General features: G+C 72.5%; 17 protein-coding genes and 1 pseudogene. 8 read left to right on the forward strand and 10 right to left on the reverse strand.

From position 1 onward, the window contains the following. Positions 1-9 precede the first annotated feature (9 nt). Together ACTMTJ_RS13095 and ACTMTJ_RS13100 are read right to left on the reverse strand one after the other, a co-directional pair. Positions 10-1,248 carry an aminotransferase class I/II-fold pyridoxal phosphate-dependent enzyme gene (locus tag ACTMTJ_RS13095; RefSeq protein WP_441216588.1) on the reverse strand — a complete coding sequence of 413 codons (1,239 nt, stop codon included), beginning with the start codon at positions 1,246-1,248 and terminating at the stop codon, positions 10-12. Next, the gene (locus ACTMTJ_RS13100; protein WP_441216591.1) at positions 1,248-4,250 is read right to left on the reverse strand and encodes a putative bifunctional diguanylate cyclase/phosphodiesterase; all 3,003 of its coding nucleotides are present in this window, start codon (positions 4,248-4,250) and stop codon (positions 1,248-1,250) included. The genes ACTMTJ_RS13095 and ACTMTJ_RS13100 overlap by 1 nt, the downstream gene beginning before the upstream one ends. A 131-nt stretch (positions 4,251-4,381) precedes the next feature. On the opposite strand from ACTMTJ_RS13100, the gene ACTMTJ_RS13105 reads away from it, so the two are divergent. Further along, positions 4,382-5,125 (forward strand): N-acetyltransferase, encoded by a 744-nt coding sequence (locus ACTMTJ_RS13105; RefSeq protein WP_441216593.1) that lies wholly within the window; start codon positions 4,382-4,384, stop codon positions 5,123-5,125. Here the strand turns inward: ACTMTJ_RS13105 and ACTMTJ_RS13110 are convergent. From ACTMTJ_RS13110 to ACTMTJ_RS13120, 3 genes are all read right to left on the reverse strand, one after another. Continuing rightward, entirely contained in the window at positions 5,122-5,850 is a 729-nt protein-coding gene (locus ACTMTJ_RS13110; RefSeq protein ID WP_441216595.1) for a hypothetical protein, read from the reverse strand. The genes ACTMTJ_RS13105 and ACTMTJ_RS13110 overlap by 4 nt on opposite strands. Before the next feature lie 10 nt (positions 5,851-5,860). Then, the gene (locus ACTMTJ_RS13115) at positions 5,861-6,808 is read right to left on the reverse strand and encodes a molybdopterin-dependent oxidoreductase (RefSeq protein WP_441216850.1); all 948 of its coding nucleotides are present in this window, start codon (positions 6,806-6,808) and stop codon (positions 5,861-5,863) included. Positions 6,809-7,046: 238 nt separating this feature from the next. Next, entirely contained in the window at positions 7,047-8,792 is a 1,746-nt protein-coding gene (locus ACTMTJ_RS13120) for an aminotransferase class V-fold PLP-dependent enzyme (protein WP_441216597.1), read from the reverse strand. Between the two features lie 165 nt (positions 8,793-8,957). Here ACTMTJ_RS13120 and ACTMTJ_RS13125 point away from each other — a divergent pair, with 165 nt between their 5' ends. After that, a complete protein-coding gene (locus tag ACTMTJ_RS13125; RefSeq protein ID WP_441216599.1) occupies positions 8,958-9,341 on the forward strand; it encodes a VOC family protein in 384 nt (127 codons plus the stop codon). A gap of 15 nt (positions 9,342-9,356) precedes the next feature. Next, on the forward strand, positions 9,357-10,415 hold the full coding sequence (locus tag ACTMTJ_RS13130; RefSeq protein ID WP_441216601.1) for a questin oxidase family protein: 1,059 nt from the start codon (positions 9,357-9,359) through the stop codon (positions 10,413-10,415). A gap of 28 nt (positions 10,416-10,443) precedes the next feature. On the opposite strand, the gene ACTMTJ_RS13135 is transcribed toward ACTMTJ_RS13130, so the two are convergent. After that, a complete protein-coding gene (locus ACTMTJ_RS13135) occupies positions 10,444-10,728 on the reverse strand; it encodes a hypothetical protein (RefSeq protein WP_441216603.1) in 285 nt (94 codons plus the stop codon). A 56-nt stretch (positions 10,729-10,784) separates the two neighbouring features. On the opposite strand from ACTMTJ_RS13135, the gene ACTMTJ_RS13140 reads away from it, so the two are divergent. Continuing rightward, entirely contained in the window at positions 10,785-11,318 is a 534-nt protein-coding gene (locus ACTMTJ_RS13140; RefSeq protein WP_441216604.1) for a GNAT family N-acetyltransferase, read from the forward strand. Here the strand turns inward: ACTMTJ_RS13140 and ACTMTJ_RS13145 are convergent. Beyond that, positions 11,315-11,817, reverse strand: a pseudogene (locus tag ACTMTJ_RS13145) (zinc-binding dehydrogenase); the annotation flags it as partial. The gene ACTMTJ_RS13140 and the pseudogene ACTMTJ_RS13145 sit on opposite strands and share 4 nt — an antisense overlap. Positions 11,818-11,912: 95 nt before the next feature. After that, positions 11,913-14,828 carry a glycoside hydrolase family 3 C-terminal domain-containing protein gene (locus tag ACTMTJ_RS13150; RefSeq protein ID WP_441216606.1) on the reverse strand — a complete coding sequence of 972 codons (2,916 nt, stop codon included), beginning with the start codon at positions 14,826-14,828 and terminating at the stop codon, positions 11,913-11,915. A 302-nt stretch (positions 14,829-15,130) separates the two neighbouring features. On the opposite strand from ACTMTJ_RS13150, the gene ACTMTJ_RS13155 reads away from it, so the two are divergent. The 4 genes from ACTMTJ_RS13155 to yicI all read left to right on the forward strand — a co-directional run bounded on the left by ACTMTJ_RS13155 (position 15,131) and on the right by yicI (position 20,498). After that, positions 15,131-16,480, forward strand: coding sequence for an ABC transporter substrate-binding protein (locus ACTMTJ_RS13155; protein WP_441216608.1), 1,350 nt, complete (start codon positions 15,131-15,133; stop codon positions 16,478-16,480). Further along, positions 16,477-17,370 (forward strand): carbohydrate ABC transporter permease, encoded by an 894-nt coding sequence (locus ACTMTJ_RS13160; protein ID WP_441216610.1) that lies wholly within the window; start codon positions 16,477-16,479, stop codon positions 17,368-17,370. The genes ACTMTJ_RS13155 and ACTMTJ_RS13160 overlap by 4 nt, the downstream gene beginning before the upstream one ends. Continuing rightward, on the forward strand, positions 17,367-18,188 hold the full coding sequence (locus ACTMTJ_RS13165; RefSeq protein ID WP_441216612.1) for a carbohydrate ABC transporter permease: 822 nt from the start codon (positions 17,367-17,369) through the stop codon (positions 18,186-18,188). The genes ACTMTJ_RS13160 and ACTMTJ_RS13165 overlap by 4 nt, the downstream gene beginning before the upstream one ends. A 78-nt stretch (positions 18,189-18,266) precedes the next feature. Further along, positions 18,267-20,498: an alpha-xylosidase gene (gene yicI / locus ACTMTJ_RS13170; protein ID WP_441216614.1), complete on the forward strand. Its 2,232-nt coding sequence runs from the start codon at positions 18,267-18,269 to the stop codon at positions 20,496-20,498. Positions 20,499-20,572: 74 nt separating this feature from the next. On the opposite strand, the gene ACTMTJ_RS13175 is transcribed toward yicI, so the two are convergent. Both ACTMTJ_RS13175 and ACTMTJ_RS13180 read right to left on the reverse strand, forming a co-directional pair. Beyond that, complete coding sequence (locus ACTMTJ_RS13175) at positions 20,573-20,941, reverse strand: hypothetical protein (protein WP_441216616.1); 369 nt, start codon at positions 20,939-20,941, stop codon at positions 20,573-20,575. Between the two features lie 34 nt (positions 20,942-20,975). After that, on the reverse strand, positions 20,976-22,064 hold the full coding sequence (locus ACTMTJ_RS13180; protein WP_441216618.1) for an FAD-dependent monooxygenase: 1,089 nt from the start codon (positions 22,062-22,064) through the stop codon (positions 20,976-20,978). Positions 22,065-22,159: the final 95 nt, after the last annotated feature.

Consider the following 22,159-nt stretch of genomic DNA (forward strand, 5'->3'; position numbering starts at 1 on the left):
CCTTTGAGCTCAGGAACGTGGGCTCGGGCGCGCCTGGCGGGGCGCACCCGGGCCCGCCGCGCGCAGGTCGCCCCGCGCGGCGAGCGCGTCCAGCGCGGCGAGGAGCCGGTCGACGTCGGCGTCGGTGTGCGCGGCCGTGAGCTGCACCCGCAGCCCCACGTCGGCCCGGGACACCAGCGGGTACGCGGCGAGCGTCACGTAGACGCCGCGCCGCCACAGCTCCGCCGCCACGTCGGCCAGGTCGCGCCCGTCGGCCAGCGGCAGCTCGACGATCGGGGTGCCGCTGGTGTTGGGCGTGGCCAGGCCCAGCGCGCGCACCCGGTCCAGCACCCGCGCGGTGAGCGCGTACAGCCGGCCGCGCAGCCGGTCGCCCCGCGCGTCGTTCACGTCGAACCCGGCCAGGACGGTGGCGAGCGACGCGGTCGGTGACGGTCCACTGTAGAGATACGGCGGGGCGGCCACCTTGAGGTGCTCCTTGACGGCGGTCGGCACGGCGATGAAGGCGAGCAGCGACGAGTAGGCCTTGGAGAAGCCGCCCACGAGCACGATGCCGTCGTAGCTCTCGCCGGACCACCGCACCACCGCGTTGCCCCGCGCGCCGTAGGGCGACGTCTCGTCCGGCCGCCGCTCGCCCAGCACGCCGAAGCCGTGAGCGTCGTCCACATAGAGCAGTGCCCCGTACTCGCCGCAGAGCCGGGCGTACGCGGCCAGGTCGGGTGGGTTGCCGGTCATGCTGTTGACCCCGTCGACGCAGACCAGCCGGGGCGCGCCGGGCGGTGCCGCCCGCAGCAGCTCCGCCAGCCGCGCGAGGTCGCCGGCGCGGAAGCGGTGCGCGGTGGCGCCGAGGCCGCGCGCGTACTGGCAGGCGTCGTAGATCGTGCGGTGCGCGTTGTGCTCGTACATGACGGTGCCCTGCCCGGCGAGGACCGGCACGACCGCCATGTGGATGAGCGTCACGGTGGGGAGCACGAGCGCGTCGGGCGCGCCGAGGAGGTCGGCGAGGCGTTCCTCGATCTGTGGATAGAGCGCCGGGCTGCCCAGCATGCGGGACCAGCTCGGGTGCGTGCCCCATTTCGCCACGGCCGGCGGGATCGCCGCCTGGATCTCCGGGTCGAGGTCGAAGCCGAGGTAGTTGCAGGAGGCGAAGTCGACGAGCCAGTGGTCGCCGACCCGGATCTCACGGCCGCGCACCTCGTCGATGACGGTGTCCATCAGCTGTCCCAGCTCGGCCGAAGTCGGCGGCGCCATCAAGCCGCCACCGGCGCGTCGGCGAGCCAGGTGAGCACGTCGGGGTGGTTCATCGGCCGGCGGAAGAGGAAGCCCTGCCCGTACCGGCAGCCGGCGGCGACCAGCGCCGCGCGGTCGGCTTCCTCCTCGATGCCCTCGGCCACGACGGTGAGCCCGAGCGTGTGCGCCAGTCGCAGGATCCCCTCGACGAGTGCCCGCTGCCGCGGCTGTGTGGACACCGCGTCGATGAACGACTTCTCTATCTTGAGGACGTCCGCGGGTACCTTGCGCAGGTAGCTCAGCGACGAGTAGCCGGTACCGAAGTCGTCGATCGCCACCCGGATCCCGGCCTGCCGCAGCCGGGCCAGGTCGTGCCGCACCCGTTCGTCGTCGCGCAGCAGCAGCGTCTCGGTGATCTCCAGGACGAGCCGGTCGGCGGGGAGCGCGCCCTCGGCGAGCCGCCGCAGCGTCCGGTCGACGAAGCCCGGGTCGCTGAACTGGCGCGCGGAGACGTTGATGCTGACGTAGGGCCCGGCTGGGCCACCCCAGTCGGCCGCGTCGGCGAGCGCCCGCTCGATCACCCAGTCGCCGATCGGCACGATCAGCCCGCTCTCCTCGGCCACGTCGATGAACCGGCCCGGCCCGAGCAGCCCGCGCGTCGGGTGCTGCCAGCGCACCAGCGCCTCCAGGCCGGCGGCGGCGCCGGTGCGCAGGTCGACGATCGGCTGGTACTGGAGCACGAACGACCGGTCCGCGACCGCCTGGTCCAGCTCCGCTCGCAGCTCCAGCCGGTCGCGCACCTGGTTGTGCAGCGCGGCCTGGTACCGCCGCCACTGGCCCTTGCCGGCGCCCTTGGCGACGTAGAGCGCGAGGTCGGCCTGGCGGAGCAGGTCGTCGCCGTCGATCGCCTCGGCGGTGGTGGCGATGCCGATGCTGGCGGGGCCGTTCACCACGCTGTCGCCGATCAGGTACGGCTTGCCGAACGCCGCGACCACGCGCTGGGCCACGATCTCCACCTCCTCCGGGTCGCGGGCGTCCTCGACCAGTGCGGCGAACTCGTCGCCGCCCAGCCGCGCGGCCGTGTCTCCGCCGGCCAGTTCGGCCGCCAGCCGCTGGGCGGCCGCGACGAGCAGCTCGTCACCGCAGGCGTGCCCCATCGTGTCGTTGATCACCTTGAAGTCGTCGAGGTCGATGAAGAGGACGCCGACCATCGTGCCGTTGCGGGCGGCCCGGCCCAGCGCCTGCTGGAGCCGGTCGTGGAAGAGCACCCGGTTGGCCAGCCCGGTGAGCGAGTCGTGGAAGGCGCGGTGGGTGAGCTCCTGCTCCAGCCGGCGGCGCTCGGTCACGTCCCGCATGGTCAGCACCAGGCCAGCCACCGTCGGCTCGGCGCGCAGGTCGCGGCAGGAGACCTCCACCTGCACCCGGGCGCCGTCCGGGCCGAGCGCCACCCAGTCGTCCTGGGTCGTGCCCCGCTCGCCGGCGCGGAGCAGGTCGAGCATCCGCCCGGCGAGCACGCGGGACGGCGGGTCGAGCAGGTCGAGCACGGGCGTGCCGGGGAGCGGGTCGGCGCCGAACATCTCGGCCGCGGACGGGCTGGCGTACCGGATGCGGTCGCCCGCGTCCAAGATGAGGATGGCGTCAGAATTGTTCCGCACGAGCGTGCGGAAGTACTCCTGGCTGCGCCGCTGGGTGATCTCCCAGGCCAGCCCGATGCGGTCGAGGGCGAGGGCGGCCTGTGCGGCCAGCACCTCGATGGCCTCGCGGAGCGTGGCGAGCGTGGTTTCCTCCGCCGCGACGAAAAGGGTGCCCGCGGTGACGACGAGTGGACATCTCGCGGCGACCTCGATGTGGCCGAGCCTGGCGGCCAGGCCGGGGTCGAGCGACGCGGTGTACACGAACCGGACGCCCGATCCGACCGGTGTGGACGGCGACGGCTCGTCGAGCGCGAGCACCACGCGGTGCGGGAGGCCGGCCGGCAGGAGGCGCCCCACCGCGTCCCGCACCGCCTCGGTCACCTCGCCGGCGTCGCTCGCGGAGACCAGCGCGGCACCCGCCTCGCGCAGCGCCCGCTCCCGGGAGACGACGCCGCGGTAGCCGCTGACCGCCCCGTAGAGCCGCGCCAGTACCAGCAGGAACATGACGGCGGCGACGAGCGCGCTGATCCCGACGTACCGGCCGTCGTCGCGGACGGCCTGGACGATCAGGACCACCGGCGCGACGAGGGTGGAAAGCGCGAGGAGCACGACCCGCCGCACGGTCAGGCCGGAACGGGCCGGCACGCGCGGGTCGGTGAGCGCGACCATCGACGGGTGCAGCGCGGCCGCGCCCCACGCGGCGTAGAAGACGATCCAGCCGATGTCGATCGGACCGCCCATCAGCCACGCCGCGCCGATGCCCAGGCGGGAGAAGCCGTACAGGACGTCCGCGACGAGCATGCCGACGCCGCCGGTCGCCATCAACAGGACGGCCGGGGTCAGCCGCATCGAAATTACGAGGCGGGTCAGGATCGCCAGGACCAGGACGTCGAAGAGGGGGTACGCGATGGAGATCGCCTTCTGCACCCAGGTGAGGTCGTCGGCGCGCACGTACGGGTCGATGAGGAACAGCCAGGACAGCAGCCCGAGCCCGACGGTGAGCGCGAGCGCGTCGAGCAGGCTGGCCCGGTCCCGCCCGGCCGCGCTCGTGCGGGCCAGCCCGATCATGCCGGCCGCGGCGAGCGGGAAGAACAGCCCCAGGTAGATCAGGTCGGCCAGCGACGGGAACGGCTGTGGATGGCCCAGGACGTCGGTCAGGAAGAGGTAGGTGGTGTCGCCCATCGCGAACGCGAAGATGCCGCCGGCCAGCAGCAGCCACGGCAGCTTGCGGCGCGGGCGGTTGCGCACCACGCCGGCCGCGACCGCCGCGGCGCTGACCGTGCCGATCGCGGTCCAGATCGCGATGTGCCAGCCGGGACGCGCGTAGTAGACCACCGTCAGCACGATCATCACCGCGGTGAACCCGGCGATGGTCCGACGGCTGGACATGGTCACCTCTCCCCCGCGCACCGGTCCGGCAAACTTTTTGCTGGCAGGCCTTACCGCTGGCCCACCTGCCGGGCCGATATCCGTAGGCTAACCCTCGGATGATCCGTTGAAGCAGCGTTCAGGGGCGGCGTGTGGACCTTCAGGTGGCGACCCTCGCCGAACGTCCCGACCTCGCTCCCCTGCTCGACGACCTCCTGGGCACCTGGCCGCGCTTCCTGCACCACCATCCGCTCTCGACCCTCTTCTACACCTCCGTCGCGCCGCGCCACCCCGGCTTCTGCCTGGTCGCGGTCGAGCGGTCGGCGCCGGACCGGCCGGTCGCCAAGGCGTACAGCTTCCCGGTCTCCTGGGCGCCGGGCCACCTGCCACCCGACGGGCACGACGCGGCGATCATGACGGCGGCCGGCGACCTGTTCGACGGCCGGCGGGGCCGCCTGGTCGTGGGCGTCGAGGTCACGGTCGAGACCGGATGGCAGGGGCGCGGGATCTCCCGGGTCATGGTCGACGCGATGCGGTCCAACGCCGCCCGCCACGGCTTCGCCACCCTCCTCATCCCCGTGCGCCCCGTCCACAAGCATCGGGAACCCGAGGTGCCGCTCGCCGGGTACGCGGCCCGCACCCGCCCGGACGGGCTCCCCGCCGACCCGTGGCTGCGCACGCACGTCCGCGCCGGCGGCCAGATCGTGGGCATCGCGCCGGCGTCGATGACGCTGGCCGCGCCGCTGGCCGACTGGCGGGAGTGGACCGGGCTGGCGTTCGACGCGCCGGGGCCGGTGCGGGTGCCCGAGGCGCTCGTGCCGGTGTGGTGTGACCCGTCACACGACAGCGCCGTCTACGTCGAGCCCAATGTGTGGGTGCGGCACGCGCTGCGCTAGACCGCCCTGCGGGCGGACAGCATGACCATCCCGGTGTATCCCCAGTCGGGCAGGTCCGGGTCCGCGTCGATGCGGCTCACGACAAGATCCATCGTGTACCCGTCGAAGGCCTCGCCGATCGTCTGAGAGTCCACCGGCACGCCCGGCCATTCGCGGCCGCCGGAAATTGAGTACCGTCCCATGTTCTCCATGAACGAGGCGACGAGGTGCTCGCCCGGCCGTACCGTCCGCGCGAACGCCCGGCAGAACGCGGCGAACTCGGCCGGGTCCTCGGTGGCGCTCTCCGCGACGAAGTTCATCGACGCCAGCGCGTACCGGCCCTCGGGCAGCCGGAACGCGTCCGCGCGGGTCACCCGTACCCGGGACAGCGCCTGTGCCAGCGACGGCGGCAGCGCCGGGTTGCGCAGCCGGCATCGCGCGTAGAACGGGTCCCAGCTCGGGTCCGGGCCGTCGCGCAGCTGGCCGCGCAGGTACGCGACGGAGGCGGCGCTCGGCTCGACCGCGTGCACGAGCCGGCTCGCCGCGGCGGCCAGCGCGAGCGGATACAGGTTGGGGCCGGCGCCAAGTTCGACGGTGCGGTCGAGGGAGCCGGCCGGGATGCGGGCGTACACCGCGCTGTGGTGGTCGATGACCGCCTCGTCGGCGCGGTGCAGGCGGCGGTAGTTTTCCGCGAGGTAGTCCGCCACCGGCCACGCGTCCCAGTCGGCGTCCCGGTTGCGCAGCATAGAGTGGATCTTAGTCGGCCTCGGTGACGGCGACCTCGACGCGCTGCACGAGGTTGTTGGCGAAGCCGCCGCGGTTCCACGGTGGACGGTCGGGCTGGGTGCGGCCGGACGCGTCGGTGGCCCGCGCGCCGAGCGTGTGGCGGCCCGGCGTGGCGGTCCACGCGAACGTCCACCGGCGCCACGCGAAGTCGTCGCCGGCCGGGTCGAGCGCGTCTCCGCCCCGCCTCGCGCCGCCCTCGGCCGGACCGGGCGCGGCCCCGCCCCACGTCGCGCCGCCGCCGACCGGATCGAGCGCGGCCTCGGCCCATGTGGCGCCGTCGGTGGTCACCTCGACCCGCTCCACCGGCGCGTGTCCGGACCAGGCGCGCCCGTCGAGGATGACGGGACCGGGGCGCAGCACCCGGACCCTCGACATGAAGTCCGGGAAGCCGGGCGGCCGCACCAGGGCCCGCGGCTCGATGCGGGTCACCGGCACGCCGGGCTCGTCGGGGCGCTGGCGCAGGCGGTAGGCGACCGCGTTCTGGAAGCCGTCGAACGGTCTGTCCACAATGGTGATCCGGCGCAGCCACTTCACGTGCGCCATGCCGTACCAGCCGGGGACGATGAGCCGCAGCGGCGCGCCGTGCTGCGGCAGCAGCGGCGCGCCGTTCATCTCGTAAGCCAGCAGCGGCTCGTCCCGCAACGCCTCGGCGACCGGCAGCGCCCGCTGGTAGTCCTGCTCGACGCCGCGCTCGATGCCGTGGTCGGCGCCGGTGAACACCACGTCGACCGCGCCCTCGCCGACGCCGGCCGCGCGCAGCAGCGGGGCCAGCGGCGTACCGGTCCACTCGGCGGTGCCGACCGCCTCGACCAGCCACGGCTGGCTGACCGGGCGCGGCTCCAGCAGCGCGCGGCCGTTGCCGGCACACTCCAGCGTGACCCGCCGGGTGACCCGCGGCCGGGCGCGCAGATCGGCCAGTCGAGCCGCAGCGGCGTGCCGACGAGGCCGTCGACGTCGAGCACGTGGGTCGCGGCGTCGGTCTCCGGGATGTCGTAGTGGATGAGCAGGTAGTGCAGCCCGGCCGGGGTGACGTCGTAGCGCAGCGCCTCGAGCGGCATGCCGTGGTTGCGCGCGGCCAGGCCGAGCTCCTCGGCGCTGATCCCCTCGCCCGCCTCGGCCAGCCGCGCCGGCCCGCTGACCGCGCCGTCTACTGTGGTCACTGGTCCCGGTCCTCTCCTCGCGCGGCGGCGCCCGGTGGGCGACCGTCGCGGGCCTCGTGCAGGCACCCCGGTGGCAGGTGGAACCAGCGCAGCGCCTCGAAGTCCGCGGCCAGCCCGGTCGGCCCCTCGTCGAGCGTCTCAGGGTATCCGGCCAGCAGCCGCCGCGCCTCGTCGAGGTATCCGGCGAGCGCCTCCTCGCCGGCCCGGCGCGGGCGGGCGGGGCGGGCGAGCGTGCCGTCCACCGCGTAGATGAGGTCGCGCAGCCGCGGCGGTGGCCGGCGGGTGCCCGCGCGGTGCCGCCACAGGCCGGTGTGCGGGTCGAAGCGGTAGTCGCCGAGCAGCCGGTGGCCGTGCCGCGCGACGAGGTCGACCGCGTCGACCAGGTAGTCGGCGACGGTGTCGGAGATGAAGTAGTTGAAGTTGATCCGGGTCCAGCCCGGCTTGATCCCCTCGCACCCGTGGCGGATCTCGTCCTGGAAGCGGTGCGAGTGCGTGGTGTCGATGGCGAGCAGCCGGTGCCCGTACGGCCCGGCGCACGAGCAGCCGCCGCGCGCCTGGATGCCGAACAGGTCGTTGAGCACCGCGACCACGAAGTTGTGGTGCAGCCAGCGGTCGCCGCGGCGGATCCGCAGCGAGACGATCGACAGCCGCCGGGCCTCCGGGTTGCCGAGCAGCTCGATGTCCGGGTTGGCTGACCAGCGGCTCAGCGCGCGCTTCCACAGCCGCTCCTCGCTGGCCTGGATCGCGTCGGTGCCGACCGCCTCCTTGAGCGCGAAGACCAGCCCGGCGCGGATCGACTCGACGATCGCCGGTGTGCCGCCCTCCTCCCGGGCGATCGGGTCGTCCAGGTACCGGTGCGAGGTGGGGTCGACGAACGCGACCGTGCCCCCGCCGGGCACGGTGGGCACCGGGTTGCGGACCAGCTCGCGGCGGACCACCAGGACGCCGGGGGTCTGCGGCCCGCCGACGAACTTGTGCGGCGACAGGAACACCGCGTCCTTGTGGTCGCCGGCGCCGGGCGCGGACTCGCGCACCCGGATCGGCACGTAGGGGCCGGCCGCGGCGTAGTCCCAGAACGAGAGCGCACCGCGCGCGTGCAGCATCGCGGCGACCCGGTCGGCGTTGGAGAGGATGCCGGTGACGTTGGAGGCGGCGGAGAAGCTGCCGATCCTGACCGGCCGGTCAGCGTACCGGTCGAGCGAGGCGGCCAGCTCGTCCAGGTCGATGTGCCCGTCGCGGTCGGCGCCGATCGGCACGACGTCGGCGATGCTCTCCCGCCAGGGCAGCTCGTTCGAGTGGTGCTCGTACGGCCCGACGAACACGACCGGCCGCAGCGCCGGACCGGGATGCCCGGCCGGCAGGCGGAGCTCGAGGATGCCGATGAGCTTGTTGACCGCGGTGGTCGCCCCCGAGCCGCAGAAGATGACCAGGTCCTCCTCGGTGCCGCCGACCGCGTCGTGGATGATCTGGCGGGCCTCCTCGCGCAGCCGCCCGGTGGCCAGGCCGGTGCCGGAGCTCTCGGTGTGCGTGTTCGCGTACCGGGGCAGCACGTGCGCCCGGATCGCGTCCTCGATGAAGTCGAGCGAGCGGCCGGAGGCGGTGTAGTCGGCGTAGGTGATGCGGCGCGGCCCGTACGGCCCGTCGAGCACCGCGCCCTCGCCGATGATGCCGGACCGGATCCGTTCCAGCAGCGCGGCCTTCGTCGGCTCCGCCGCCCGCGTCGTCGCGATCACGCCGGTCATATGTCGAGAGTGCGCCCCGAACCGCCGCCCCGCCAAGAGCCTTTCGGGCAGCCCGGCGGGCGTAAACCGGACACACCGGCCAGCCTGGGCATTCGCCTGTCGTCCCGGCCGCGCGGGCGTAGCGTGAACCGGAGGCGCACGGGGGGTCATTGCGAGGAGGCTGCCATGCTGTCGGATTGCACACCGGTCGCGACCCTGCCCACCGCGGACGTCGCGCGGGCCCGCAAGTTCTACGAGGAGACCCTCGGCCTGTCCCCGCTGCGTGAGGACTTCGCCGGCATCACGTACAAGTGCGGCGAGGGCAGGGTGTTCCTCTACCAGTCCGAGTACGCCGGCACGAACCGGGCCACCGCGCTCACCTTCCCGGTGGACGAGGACAGGTTCGACGCCGAGGTGGACGCGCTGCGCGCCAAGGGCGTCACCTTCCAGACCTTCGAGTACGAGGGCATGGAGTGGAAGGACGACGTGATGATCAGCGAGGGGATGAAGGCGGTCTGGTTCACCGACCCGGACGGCAACATCCTGAACCTCGGCACCGGCGAGCTTTGACGCCATGCTGGAGGGATGACAGACCACAGTGGAGGCGTCCTCGACGAGGCGTACGTACGGTTCTCCCGCACCGGACCGGAGTGGGGCGAGGACCAGCTGACCAACCACGGCCCGATGGCGGTGGAGGTGCTGGTGCGGCGCGGCCGCGCGGACATGGTCGACCGGTGGGTGGACCGGTACGTGCGGCGCCTGGACGAGCTGCCCGGGCCGGGCGACCGCATCACCGCGCGGACGTGGCCGGCGGCGCTGGGCGACGGGCGGCGGCTGGGCGACTGGTCGGCGTACTTCGCGCACGAGGTGACCGAGCGTCCCTGGCGGGAGGTGCTCGCCACCTGGTGGCCGCGGCTGCTGCCGGGCATCGTCGCCGGCACGACGCACGGCGTGATCCGGGTCGGTCACGTGGTGCGGGCGCTGCTGGCCGGCGCGGAGAGCCCGGCGACGCTTGCGGAGCTCGCGCACGGGCTGGCCTTCTGGGCGGCGCGGTCCCGGCCGGCACCGCGGGCCGCCGCCCCGGCCGGCCGCCTCGACCCGGACGCCGCGCTCGCCGCCATGCCGCGCATCCCCGACCAGCGGGGCACGGTCGCGGCCCGCTTCGGGCAGTTCGAGGACCTGGACGGCTGGCCGGCGTCGGTCGCGGCGCTCCGGCCGGCCGGCGCGCCGGGCGAGGTCCGCGAGCGGCTCGCCGACCTGGTCGCGGCGGCCACGCTGCGCTACCTGCGGCACGGCCACGGCAGCCCGGTGCTGCTCGTGCACACCGCCACCGCGCCGAACGCCGTCCTGCACACCCTGCCGGCGCTGCCCGAGGACCTGTGGACACCGAGCCTCGCCGCGGCGTGGACGGCGACGGCCGCCATCGACGCCGCGTACGCCCCGGCCGAGCCGGCACCCCGCGCGGCGCTCCCGGGCGCGCCGGAGAGCTCGACCGACGCCCTCCAGCGGGCGGTGGAGCACGGAGACGAGCACGTCATCAAGTTCACCGACACGGCGGTGGAGGTGTACGCCAGGACCGGTGACCCGGACGCCCTCGCCGCGGTCGCGCACATCGCCACGCTGATCGAGCCGGTCCGGGCATGACAGGGCCGCCGCGCCCGCGGCGGACGGCTCAGTCCATCCCCGCTGGCGTGTGCCACCCGCCCACCGGCGGCTTGCGCACCAGCTTGAGCACGTCGCGCCAGCGCCCCGCGCTCGGCGGCGACGCCGCGATGAGGCGATCGACGAACGCCCGCGCCACCCACTCCTCGCGGAACGCCGGCCAGCTCAGCTCGCGCCCGCCCGGCCCTCCGTCGCGGGCCCGCACCAGCCACCGGCCGCCGTCCTCGTGCAGCCAGATGTCGCGCCGCTCGGGCCCGCGGGATATCTCGTTCCACCACCGCCCCGCCAGATCCATCCCGCCAGGTTATCGAACACATGTTCTAGTCCACAACCGCGTGGCACCATGCCCCTGTGGATATCTCTCTGGTACCGCCGCACCTGGCCGGCGACGGCGCGTTCCTGACCGCGACCACCGACCTCGTCAACCGGGTGTACGCCGACGCGGAGAAGGGCCTCTGGCGCGAAGGCGCCGAGCGGACCAGCCCGGACGAGCTGGCCGGCGTCGTCCAGGCCGGCGAGCTGGCCGTGGCCCGCCTCGACGGGCACGTGGTCGGCGCGGTGCGGGTGCGGCGGCTGGACAGCGGCGAGGGCGAGTTCGGCATGCTGGTCGCCGACCCGGACCACCGCGGGATCGGGCTCGGGCGCCGGCTGGTCGACTTCGCCGAGGGCTGGGCGCGCGAGCAGGGCGCCACGACGATGCGGCTGGAGCTGCTCGTGCCGCGCGAATGGGACCACCCGGTCAAGGAGTTCCTGCGCGGTTGGTACACCCACGCCGGGTACCGGCCGGTGCGCCGCGGCAGCCTCGCCGACGACTACCCCGCGCTGGCGCCGCTGCTGGCCACGCCGTGCGACTTCGTGATCTACCACAAGCCACTGTCGGCTTAGGACACCAGCAGCAGGGCCTTGCCCACCACGGCGCGCGCCGCCAGCGCACGGTGCGCCTCGGCCGCGCACTCCAACGGGTACGTGGCGCCGACGACCGGGCGCAGGCGGCCCTCGACCGCTTTCGCGAGGGCCAGCGACACCGTCTCGCGCACCTCGCCGGCCGGCGGCGGCCCGTCCGTCAGCGGAGTCACGACCCGAAGCCCGCGCGCCGACACCGCGGACGGGTCCGGCTCGGTGAAGCCGTCGCTCGTTCCGTAGGTGACGAACCGCCCGCGTCCGCGACGGCGTCCACGGCGGCCGTCCCCAGTGGACCGCCCGCCCCGTCGTACACCAGGGCGGCGCCGCCACCCGTCGCCTCGCGTACCTCGCCGGTCCAGCCCGGGCGGGTGTGGTCGACGGTGACCCGCGCGCCCAGATCGCGGGCGAGCGCCAGCTTGGCCTCGCTGGAGGCCGCCGCCACCACCCGCGCGCCGGCGTCGACCGCCAGCCGCACCAGCAGGCAGCTCCACCGGTGTGAGCACCTCCGGGCCGCCGAAGGCGGCCACCTGGATCGCACGCGTGCGATCCAGCCCGCGACCTCGAGTGCGGTTGAGGTCAAGACAGGCGCACGGTGTCCAGCCTCACGGGCGCGGTGAAGACGAGGTACACGTCGTGCCGGCCGCCCGTGCGGCGCAGCGCCGCCGAGACGTCCGTCCACGCGTAGCGGCCGCCCGTGGCCGGCACCGCCACGGTGCCCAGCGGCCGCCCGCGGGTCGGGTGGTCCAGCCGCACCTCGACGGTCGCCGGCGCGTCCGCGGAGACGCGCAGCCAGGCACGGCCGGGTCCGGCACGGAGGTCCACATCGGAGTACCGCACCCACTGCCCCGCCGCCGTCGCCGCGACCGCCGTGCCGGCCGTCCTCGTCGTGTCGACGAGCGTGGTGCCCGCGTAGTCGTCGAACGTCCAGGCCGCCACCGGCGTCCGCAGGTCGCGGGGCGGGATCGTCTCGCCCTTCACCTTCAGCGTCGCGGTCCGCCGGATGTCCGTCGCCGAGGCGCCGACGAGCACGTCGTAGGTGCCGCTCTCCACCACCGGCCGGCCGCGGGTCACGTCCCAGTAGGACAGGTCGGCGGCGGTGAGCGGGATCCGCACCGCCTTCGTCTGGCCCGGCGCCAACGACACCCGGGCGAAGCCGCGCAGCTGCTTGACCGGCTGCTCGGCCCGCGACCGTCCGAAGTGGGTGTACAGCTGCACGGTCTCCACGCCCGCACGCGGCCCGGTATTGGTGACGTCGAGCGTGACACCGGTGCCGTCCACGCGCAGCGGCGAGTACCCGAACGTCGTGTAGCCCAGCCCGTGCCCGAACGGGTACAGCGGCGTGCCCCGGTGGTAGAGGTACGTCATCCCGGTCTTCGCGATGTCGTAGTCGAGGATGTCGGGCAGCTCCGCGTCGGAGCGGTACCAGGTCTGGGTGAGCCGCCCGCTCGGGTTGGTGTCGCCGAAGAGGGCGCCGGCGACCGCGTTTCCGGTTTCCTGCCCGGCGTGGCTGGTCCACAGGATCGCCGGCACGTTGGCCTGCTCCCAGTTGACGGTGGTGGGATAGCTGTTCTCCAGCACCACGACCGTGTTCGGGTTGGCCGCGCGGACCGCCTTGACGAGCGCGGCCTGGCCCGGCGCGAGCGCGGTCGAGACACGGTCGTTGGTCTCCCGCCCGTTGATGGCCGGCATGCTGCCGACCACGACCACCGCGACGTCCGCGCCGGTGGCGGCCGCGACCGCGCTCTCCGCCCCGCCGCGCACGACCTCCTTGGCGAACCGCGCCGCGGTCGCCGCCGTCGGCGCGCCGAGCGCCAGCCGGCCGTCTGAGTCGACGGTCAGGTACCGGTTGGCCGGGAACCAGGGCTCGCGGGTCTCGTAGCCGGCGTACCGGATCGCGAACGTGCCGTCCGCTTGCGCCTCCAGCTTGAACTGCTGCTGCACGTACCACCCGTTGGGCTGGGCGTCGCGGGTGACGAACGGCCCCCAGTTGTACCCGAGGTAGCGCCCGTTCGCCGCACTGCGCAAGGTGAGCAGCCCCTCGCCCCAGTCGAAGACGTCGAACTGGGCCGCCTCGCCGGCGGTGGCCCCGCGCACGGTGACGGCGTCGGCGTCGGTGGTGCCGGTGGCCGTGACGTACCGGCCGGTGGCCACGTCGCGCAGCGCGATCCGGTCCACGCCCTCGCCGCCCACGACGGTGGCGCCGGCGCCGAGCCGGGCGGCGATGCCCTGCCGCGGTGTGACCGTGTACGGCGGCGTGCCGCTGTACCAGTCGGTGTAGACGGTGTCGGCGAGCGGGCCGACGACCGCGATCCGGCGGGTCTTCGCCGGCGACAGGGGTAGCGTCCCAGAGGCGTTCTTCAGCAGCACCAGCTGCGCGTCGGCGGCCTCGCGGGCCAGCCGCCGGTGTGCCGGCGAGTCGATGACGTCGGGCGTGATGGCCGCGTAGGGGTTGCGCCCCGGCGGGTCGAACTCCCCGAGCCGGAACCGCACCGAGAAGATGTGCCGCAGCGCGTCGTCCACATCGGACCAGGACAGCAGCCCCCGCTCGGTGGCGGCGGTGAGCGCGGCCACCGTCGAGGCGCTGCTGGCGCCGTCCTGGGTGAAGCTGTCGACGCCCGCCCGGACCGCGGCCGCGTTCGCCTCGGCCTGGGTGGCGTAGTAGGCCTGCGGCCCGGTCAGGTTGCCTGGCGCGTACGCGTCGCTGACCACCATCAGGTCGCGGTCGGTCCAGCCGCGCACCTCCGCGTCGAGCGACGGCTCCACAGTGGCCGGTCGCCCGTTGACGAGATTGTAGGAGGTCATCACGCCGGTCGCCGCGCCGGCCGCGATCGCCGGGCGGAAGACCGCGTACTCGTAGTCGTGCAGCAGTCGCGGCGGCAGCACCGACGAGGTGGTCTCCCGGCGTACCTCGTTGTTGTTGGCGAGGTAGTGCTTGAGCGTCGGCGCGGCCTGGAGATACGTCGGGTGGTCGCCGGCGAGGCCGCGGGCGTACGCCGTGGACATCACGCCGGTGAGGTACGGGTCCTCGGAGTACCCCTCCTCGTTGCGCCCCCAGCGCGGGTCGCGCAGCGGGTTGACCACCGGCGCCCACAGGTTGAGGCCGTTGTTGGCCGGATCCTGGGCGTGGAAGCCGCGGGCCTCCCGCCCGACCGCGTCGCCGATCCGCCGGATCAGCTGTGGATCCCAGGTGGTGGACAGGCCGATGGCCTGTGGAAAGACCGTGGCCTCGCCGAGCCACGCGACTCCGTGGAGGGCCTCGGTGCCGGTCCGGAAAGCTCCGATGTCCAGCCGCGGGATCGCCGGCTGGTACTGGTGCAGGAGCGAGATCTTCTCGGCCGGGGTGAGCCGGCCGACGAGGTCGTCGATCCGCACGGCGAGGGGGAGGTCGGGGTCACGGAAGGGGTATGCCGGCTCGGCCGCCCGCGCGGGGACGGCCGGGGCGAGCAGGACGGCGGTGATGACGGCGGCCAGCCAGGCTCTCGGTGCGCGCACGCCGACGACACTTGCCGACGGCCTGGGAACGTGTCAATAGTTTAGACGCCATACGAACTATTCGGTGGAGCGAGGTTGCCGAAACCGTTACGAAATCATCGGTTGACCCCGTTGACACGGCGGCCGGTGGTCAAGTTAGCTTGCGAACGAGCAGTCGAAGCGCTTCGACTTCCCTATTCGACACGTCGCCCCGCCGGGGCGCGGGCCCGTTGACGCCGGGCCGGCGAGCCGCGCCCCGTACCCACCCCCTGTCTCGCTACGCGGGCCGGCCGGTCCGCCCACCGCTCCACGAGGAGACAGCCATGAGACTTCTTGCACCGCCCCTCAACTTCCGTGTCCACAGGCAGGACGGGCGGCGTCGCCGCCGCGCGGGGACCGTCGCCGTGCTCGCCGCCGCCTCGCTGGTCCTGGCCGCCTGCGGCGCCGACTCCGACGACGGCGCCAGCGGCGGCGACGGCAAGACGCTCAAGCTCTGGCACTACGAGGGCGCGACCAGCGCCATGGGCGTGGCCTGGGCCGAGGCGATCAAGCAGTTCGAGGCGTCCCACCCGGGCGTCAAGGTGCAGTTCGAGGCGAAGGGGTTCGAGCAGATCCGGCAGAGCGCCGGCATGATCCTCAACTCGGACGAAGCACCCGACATCATGGAGTACAACAAGGGCAACGCGACCGCCGGCCTGCTGTCCAAGCAGGGGCTGCTCACCGACCTTAGCGAGGAGGCGGGCAAGCGCGGCTGGGACAAGATCGGCCCCAGCCTCCAGACCACCTCGAAGTACGACGCCGAGGGCATCATGGGCGACGGCAAGTGGTACGGCGTGCCCAACTACGCCGAGTACGTGATGGTCTACTACAACAAGGACCTGTTCACCAAGCACAAGGTGCAGGTGCCCACCACGCTCGCCGAGTTCGAGACGGCGATGGACACCTTCGTCAAGGCCGGTGTCACGCCCCTGTCGGTGGGCGGCGCCGAGTACCCGGCGCAGCAGATCTTCTACGAGCTGGCCCTGTCCAAGGCGAACCGCTCTTTCGTGGACAGCTTCGAGCTCTACAAGGGCAAGGTGGACTTCAAGGGTCCGGAGTTCACGTTCGCGGCCAACACCTTCGCCGACTGGGTGAAGAAGGGCTACATCGCCAAGAACTCCGCCGGCGTCAAGGCCGAGGACATGGGCGTGGCGTTCACCCAGGGCAAGTTCCCGATGGTCATCTCGGGCAGCTGGTGGTACGGCCGCTTCGTCTCCGAGGCGAAGTTCCAGTGGGGCACGTTCCTGTTCCCCGGCAACACGCTGCACCCCGGCTCCGGCGGCAACATCTGGGTCGTACCGAAGAACGCGAAGAACAAGAGCCTCGCGTACGACTTCATCGACATCACCATGAAGCCGGAGATCCAGAACCTGCTCGGCAACTCCGGCGGCGTGCCGGTGCTGGCCGACCCGGCCGCGATCACCGACGCGAAGAGCAAGGAGCTCATCGACAACTTCACCAAGGTGACCTCGACGGACGGGCTGGCCTTCTACCCCGACTGGCCGGCGCCCGGTTACTACGACGTGCTCGTCGCCGGCGTGCAGCACCTCATCAACGGGACGAAGAGCCCGGACGCGGTCCTCGACGAGATCGCCAAGCCGTACAACGACAACCTCACCAGCCTCGGCAAATGAGATCCGGTCGGGGGTACGCCGCCTTCCTGATCCCCGGCGCCCTGCTCTCGCTGGTGGTCATCGTGGTGCCGCTGGTGATGAACGTGGGCATCAGCTTCACCCGGTGGCAGGGGGTGGGTACCCCCGAGTGGATCGGGCTGGACAACTACACGCGCCTGCTGGAGGACGAGAACTTCTGGGCGTCCTTCCGCAACATCATCTTCCTGATCGTGGCGATGGCGGTCGTGCCGACCCTGATCGGGCTCGTCCTCGCGGCCGTGCTGTTCGACTACGTGGCCAAGCAGATCGGCCCGCGCACCGCCAGCGCGCTCCGCTCCGGGTTCTACCTTCCACAGGTGCTTCCCGTCGCGGTGACGGGAATCGTGTGGGGCTGGATCCTCAACCCCAGCTTCGGCGCGCTCAACGCGCTGCTCACCAACGCGGGACTTGACGGCCTCGCCAAGAACTGGCTGGGCGACCCGGCCTACGCGCTGTACAGCGTCATGGTCGTCATGATCTGGTTCCAGGTCGGGTACCCGGTCGTGATGTTCATGTCCGGGCTACAGCGCGTCGACCCGGAGCTGTACGAGGCCGCGTCCATCGACGGCGCCGGGTGGTGGCGCCGGTTCACCCGCATCGCGGTCCACCAGATCAAGCCGGAGATCTACGTGGTGCTCGTGACCACCACCATCGCCGCGCTGAAGATCTTCGGGCAGATCTTCGTGCTCACCCGCGGCGGCCCCGGAAACGCCACGCTCGTGCCCGCGTACTTCGCTTACCAGAACTTCTTCGAGAAGGCACAGGTCGGGTACGGCTCGGCGATCGCCACCGTCCTCGCGCTCATCATCGTCGTGCTGTCGGTGGTGTTCCTGCGCATCCAGGCCCGCGACGAAAAGCGGGCCGAACTATGAGCCGCGCCCTTCGACCGGCCGTGCTGGCCACGCTGACCGTGCTGGTGCTGCTGGTGCTGTCGCCGTTCGCGCTGGTCGCGGTCAACGCGGTCAAGAGCCCCGACGAGTACGCCACCGACGGACCGCTCTCGCTCCCGAACGGCTTGTACCTCGAGGGGATCGCCGACTTCTGGATCCGCGTCGACTTCGGCGAGAAGCTCTTCAACAGCTTCCTCATCGCCGGCGCGGTGGCGGTGCTGGCGGTCGTCGTGTCGGTGCTCAACGCGTACGCGCTGGGCATCGGCCGGGTCCGCGGCCGGTACGCCTTCCTGGTCTTCTTCCTGCTGGCCAACCTGCTGCCCCAGGAGGCGCTGGTCTACCCGCTCTACTACCTGTCCAAAGAGGTCGGTCTCTACAACTCCCGGCTGGCGATCGTCATCATCTTCACCGCGATCCAGAGCGCGTTCGGCACCTACCTGCTGTCGTCGGTCTACGCCGCCTTTCCCCGCGAGATGCTGGAGGCGGCCGCGATCGACGGCGCCGGCAAGGTGCGCACGCTGTGGCGGGTGGTCGTGCCGATCAGCTGGCCGAGCCTGTCGGTGCTGTTCACGTTCTTCTTCATCTGGACCTGGAACGAGTTCTTCCTCCCCCTGGTCTTCCTCATCTCGAACGACAAGCAGACCGTGCCGGTCGCGCTCGGCGTGCTCCAGGGCGACCGGCTGATGGACGCCACCACGACGAGCGCCTCGGCGCTGCTCGGCATCCTGCCGGCCGTGCTGTTCTTCCTCATCTTCCAGCGGACCCTGTCCCGCGGCGTCATGTCCGGGGCCATCAAGTAGTGCGAGGGAGCATCGCGGGGAGCGCGGCGACCGAGAAGCGGAGCGAGCACGACCAAAGAGACCGATTGTGAGGCAGCGTTGAAGTTCACCGACGGCTACTGGCACATGCGCGAGGGCGTCCACCCGCTGTACCCGGCGCAGGTGCACGACCACACCGCCGACCGCGACTCGCTCACCGTGTACGCGCCCACCAAGCGCCTGGAACACCGCGGGGACACGCTCAACCGTCCACTGGTGACGGTGCGGGCCGAGTCGCCGATGCCGGACGTGATCGGGTTGACCGTCTCGCACTTCACCGGCGCCGTCTCCCGAGGGCCGCATTTCGCGCTGTCGTCGGTGGACGGCGCGGCGACCGTGGACGACCTCACCCTCACGTCCGGGTCGCTGTCCGTGCGGTTCCAGCGCGACCCGTGGCGGGTCGAGTTCACGGCCCGCGGCAAGGTGCTGACCTCCAGCGGGTACAAGGCGATGGCGCTGCTGGAGGACGGCGGCCGCCACTACGTGCGCGAGCAGCTGACGCTGGGTGTCGGCGCGTGCGTGTACGGGCTCGGCGAGCGCTTCGGCGCGTTCGTGAAGAACGGCCAGAACGTCGACATCTGGAACGCGGACGGCGGCACCAGCAGCGAGCAGGCGTACAAGAACGTGCCGTTCTTCCTCACCAACGCGGGCTACGGCGTCTTCGTCGACCACCCCGGCCTGGTCTCGTACGAGGTGGGTTCGGAGGCGGTGTCGCGGGTGCAGTTCAGTGTGGAGGGTCAGTCCCTGCGCTACTTCGTCGTCTACGGACCGACGCCGAAGGAGATCCTGCGCAAGTACACGGCGCTCACCGGCCGCCCCGCGCTGCCGCCGCCGTGGTCGTTCGGGCTGTGGCTGACCACCTCGTTCACCACCTCCTACGACGAGCAGACCGTGACGTCCTTCGTGGACGGTATGGCCGCGCGCGACCTGCCGCTGTCGGTGTTCCACTTCGACACGTTCTGGATGCGCGAGTTCCACTGGTGCGACTTCGAGTGGGATCCCCGCACGTTCCCGGACCCGCGCGGCATGCTCAAGCGGCTGCGCGAGCGGGGCCTGCGGATCAGCCTGTGGATAAACCCGTACATCGCCCAGCGTTCGGCGCTGTTCGCCGAGGGCGCGGCGGCCGGCTTCCTCGTCCGCACCCCGGACGGCGGCGTGTGGCAGACCGACCAGTGGCAGGCCGGCATGGGCCTGGTCGACTTCACCAACCCGGCCGCCCGCCGCTGGTACGCCGACAAGCTGCGCAACCAGCTCGACCTCGGCGTCGACTGCTTCAAGTCCGACTTCGGCGAGCGGGTGCCGACCGACGTGGTGTGGCACGACGGCTCCGACCCCGAGCGGATGCACAACTACTACACCCACCTGTACAACGAGACGGTCTTCGAGCTGCTGCGCGAACACCGCGGCGAGGGCGAGGCGGTGCTGTTCGCCCGGTCCGCCACCGCGGGTGGGCAGAAGTTCCCGGTCCACTGGGGCGGCGACAGCGACTCCACACTGGAGTCGATGGCGGAGAGCCTGCGCGGCGGCCTGTCGCTGGTCATGTCCGGCTTCGGCTTCTGGAGCCACGACATCGGCGGCTTCGACGGCCGCCCCGACCCGGCCGTGTTCAAGCGGTGGATCCCGTTCGGACTGCTGTCGTCGCACAGCCGCCTGCACGGCAACCAGAGCTACCGGGTGCCGTGGCTCTTCGACGACGAGGCGGTGGAGGTGCTGCGCGCCTTCACCCGCCTGAAGGCGCGGCTGATGCCCTACCTGTTCGCGGCCGCGGTCACCGCACACCGCGAGGGCGTGCCGGTGATGCGCCCGATGGTCGCCGAGTTTCCCGACGATCCGGCCTGCACCCACCTGGACCGCCAGTACATGCTGGGCGACAGCCTGCTGGTGGCGCCGGTCTTCAGCGCCTCGGGCGAGACGGCGTACTACGTGCCGGCCGGCCGGTGGACGCACCTGCTGACCGGCGAGGTCGTCGAGGGCCCGCGCTGGGTCCGCGAGGTGTGCGGCTTCGACGAGGTGCCGGTGTACGTGCGGCCGGGCACGGCGCTGCCCTGGGGCGCCCGCGACGACCGCCCCGACTACGACTACGCCGACGGCGTCACGCTGCGACTGTTCGAAGTGGACACCGAGACGACGGTGGAGATCCCGGGCCCGGACGGCGCCACGGTGGCCACGTTCACGGCAACGGCGGAGCGCGTTCGCCGCACCGGCCCGCCGGCACCCTGGCGGGTCCAGCTGCCCGGCCACGAGCCGGTCGACGTCGACGCGGGCACGGCGGAGTGGTCCGCTACGGGCTGACCGTGCCCCGCCAGCGCGACGCGAGAGAGACGGCCAGCTCGGGTATCACCCGCCGGGCGAGGTCGGGTGGCAGGTCACGCACCGCGTCCCTCCGGCGTGTCGGCGACCTCCATCCGCAGGTCCGGTGGGAGCCACTCGCGCACCTTGCGGCCGTCCCGGTCGGGGATCAGCGCGGCCAGGGCGATCGACACGGCACCCACCTCGCCGACGGCCCCGGGGTCGAGCTCGCGCAGCAGCTCGGGGAGCCAGACCACGAGCGCGCCCGCGCGCTCGCCCGCGATCGGCATCTCCGCCTCCGACGGGTCAGGCACGTCGCGCAGCGGGACGCGCACGGTGACGAACGCGTCCGTGGCGGACAGCCGGGCAGCGCAGACCTTGGTGAACAGGCTCTTGCCCAGCAGAATCTCGCGCGCGGTCTCCAATGTGTACGGCGAGGGGGCCATGCCCTCCGACCCTAGGCGACCGCCGCACCCGGCGTCAGAGCGCGATGGCGTGCTTGGCGCGCTCCATGGACTCCTCCGGCGCGGGATGTCCGGGGTTTTCGGTGGCGAGCGCCTGGTTCGCCGCGGCGAACGGGCGCATCCGGGTCTCGTACCGGTCGAGCGCGCCCTCGAGACCGGCGCCGATCTCCGACGCCAGGACGTACGCGCCGACGAGGGCGAGGCTCGTGCCCTGACCGGAGAGGGGTGAGGCGCAGTAGCCGGCGTCGCCGACGAGCGTCACCCGACCGCGTGACCAGCTGTCCAGCCGCACCTGGGCCATCGCGTCGAAGTAGAAGTCGGGTGCCTGCCACATCGCCTTGAGCAGCCGCGGGATCTCCCAGCCGAGGTCCGCGGTGCGGTCGGCGACGAGCTGGCGCTGTGCGTCGAGGTCGCGGCGGTCGTACTCCAGCGGCCCGGACATGAAGCCGAGGTTGACCCGCAGCTCGGTGTTGTCGCGGGCGGTGTAGATGCCGGCGCCGGCGTCGCCCGCGCGGATCCAGACCTGCCAGCGGTCCAGGCCCAGGACGTTCTCGGTCGTGAAGACGGACACGTAGCTGCCGAGGTGGTGGGTGAGGCGCTCCTCCGGGCCGAAGACCAGCCGCCGCACGTGGGAGTGCAGGCCGTCGGCGCCGACGACGAGGTCGAACCGGCGCGCCGCGCCGCGCTCGAAGGTGACGTCGACGCCGTCGGCGTCCTGGCGGATGTCGCGGATCGAGTCGCCGAACACGTACTCGACGCCGGCCGTCCGCTCGGCCAGCAGCGCGGTGAGGTCCTCGCGCAGCACCTCGACGTCCTCGCTGTCGAGCCGGCCGCTGCTGGCCGCGTGCTCGGTGGAGCGCATCAGCTCGTTGCCGGCACTGTCCACCATGGACATCCCGAGCATCTGGGTGCGCGCGCCGCGCAGCCGCTCCAGCAGGCCCATCCGCTCGACGACGGTCAGCGCCGCGCCGCGCACGTCGATGGCCTGGCCGCCGAGGCGGAGCGCGGGCGCGCTCTCCACGACGGTCGGGATGACGCCGTGGCGGGCCAGCCAGTACGCCAGGGCGGGACCGGCGACGCTCGCACCGGAGATGAGAACCTTCATGACTGCCTCCACACCATCTGTGTGTACGTTGTACGCATGTGACCGTACGTCGTACACACACTGGCAGCAAGCGTCAATGTGTACTATGACAAGGG

The sequence above is a fragment of the Phytohabitans sp. LJ34 genome (assembly GCF_052068095.1).
Taxonomy (GTDB): Bacteria; Actinomycetota; Actinomycetes; order Mycobacteriales; family Micromonosporaceae; genus Phytohabitans.

What these genes read in the sequence shown, in the direction of transcription:
- ACTMTJ_RS13095 (WP_441216588.1), bottom strand. Translation starts at nt 1,248, where the DNA reads ATGGCGCCGCCGACTTCGGCCGAGCTGGGACAGCTGATGGACACCGTC.
- ACTMTJ_RS13100 (WP_441216591.1), bottom strand. Translation starts at nt 4,250, where the DNA reads ATGTCCAGCCGTCGGACCATCGCCGGGTTCACCGCGGTGATGATCGTG.
- ACTMTJ_RS13110 (WP_441216595.1), bottom strand. Translation starts at nt 5,850, where the DNA reads ATGCTGCGCAACCGGGACGCCGACTGGGACGCGTGGCCGGTGGCGGAC.
- ACTMTJ_RS13120 (WP_441216597.1), bottom strand. Translation starts at nt 8,792, where the DNA reads ATGACCGGCGTGATCGCGACGACGCGGGCGGCGGAGCCGACGAAGGCC.
- ACTMTJ_RS13125 (WP_441216599.1), top strand. Translation starts at nt 8,958, where the DNA reads ATGCTGTCGGATTGCACACCGGTCGCGACCCTGCCCACCGCGGACGTC.
- ACTMTJ_RS13130 (WP_441216601.1), top strand. Translation starts at nt 9,357, where the DNA reads ATGACAGACCACAGTGGAGGCGTCCTCGACGAGGCGTACGTACGGTTC.
- ACTMTJ_RS13135 (WP_441216603.1), bottom strand. Translation starts at nt 10,728, where the DNA reads ATGGATCTGGCGGGGCGGTGGTGGAACGAGATATCCCGCGGGCCCGAG.
- ACTMTJ_RS13155 (WP_441216608.1), top strand. Translation starts at nt 15,131, where the DNA reads ATGAGACTTCTTGCACCGCCCCTCAACTTCCGTGTCCACAGGCAGGAC.
- ACTMTJ_RS13160 (WP_441216610.1), top strand. Translation starts at nt 16,477, where the DNA reads ATGAGATCCGGTCGGGGGTACGCCGCCTTCCTGATCCCCGGCGCCCTG.
- ACTMTJ_RS13165 (WP_441216612.1), top strand. Translation starts at nt 17,367, where the DNA reads ATGAGCCGCGCCCTTCGACCGGCCGTGCTGGCCACGCTGACCGTGCTG.
- ACTMTJ_RS13175 (WP_441216616.1), bottom strand. Translation starts at nt 20,941, where the DNA reads ATGGCCCCCTCGCCGTACACATTGGAGACCGCGCGCGAGATTCTGCTG.
- ACTMTJ_RS13180 (WP_441216618.1), bottom strand. Translation starts at nt 22,064, where the DNA reads ATGAAGGTTCTCATCTCCGGTGCGAGCGTCGCCGGTCCCGCCCTGGCG.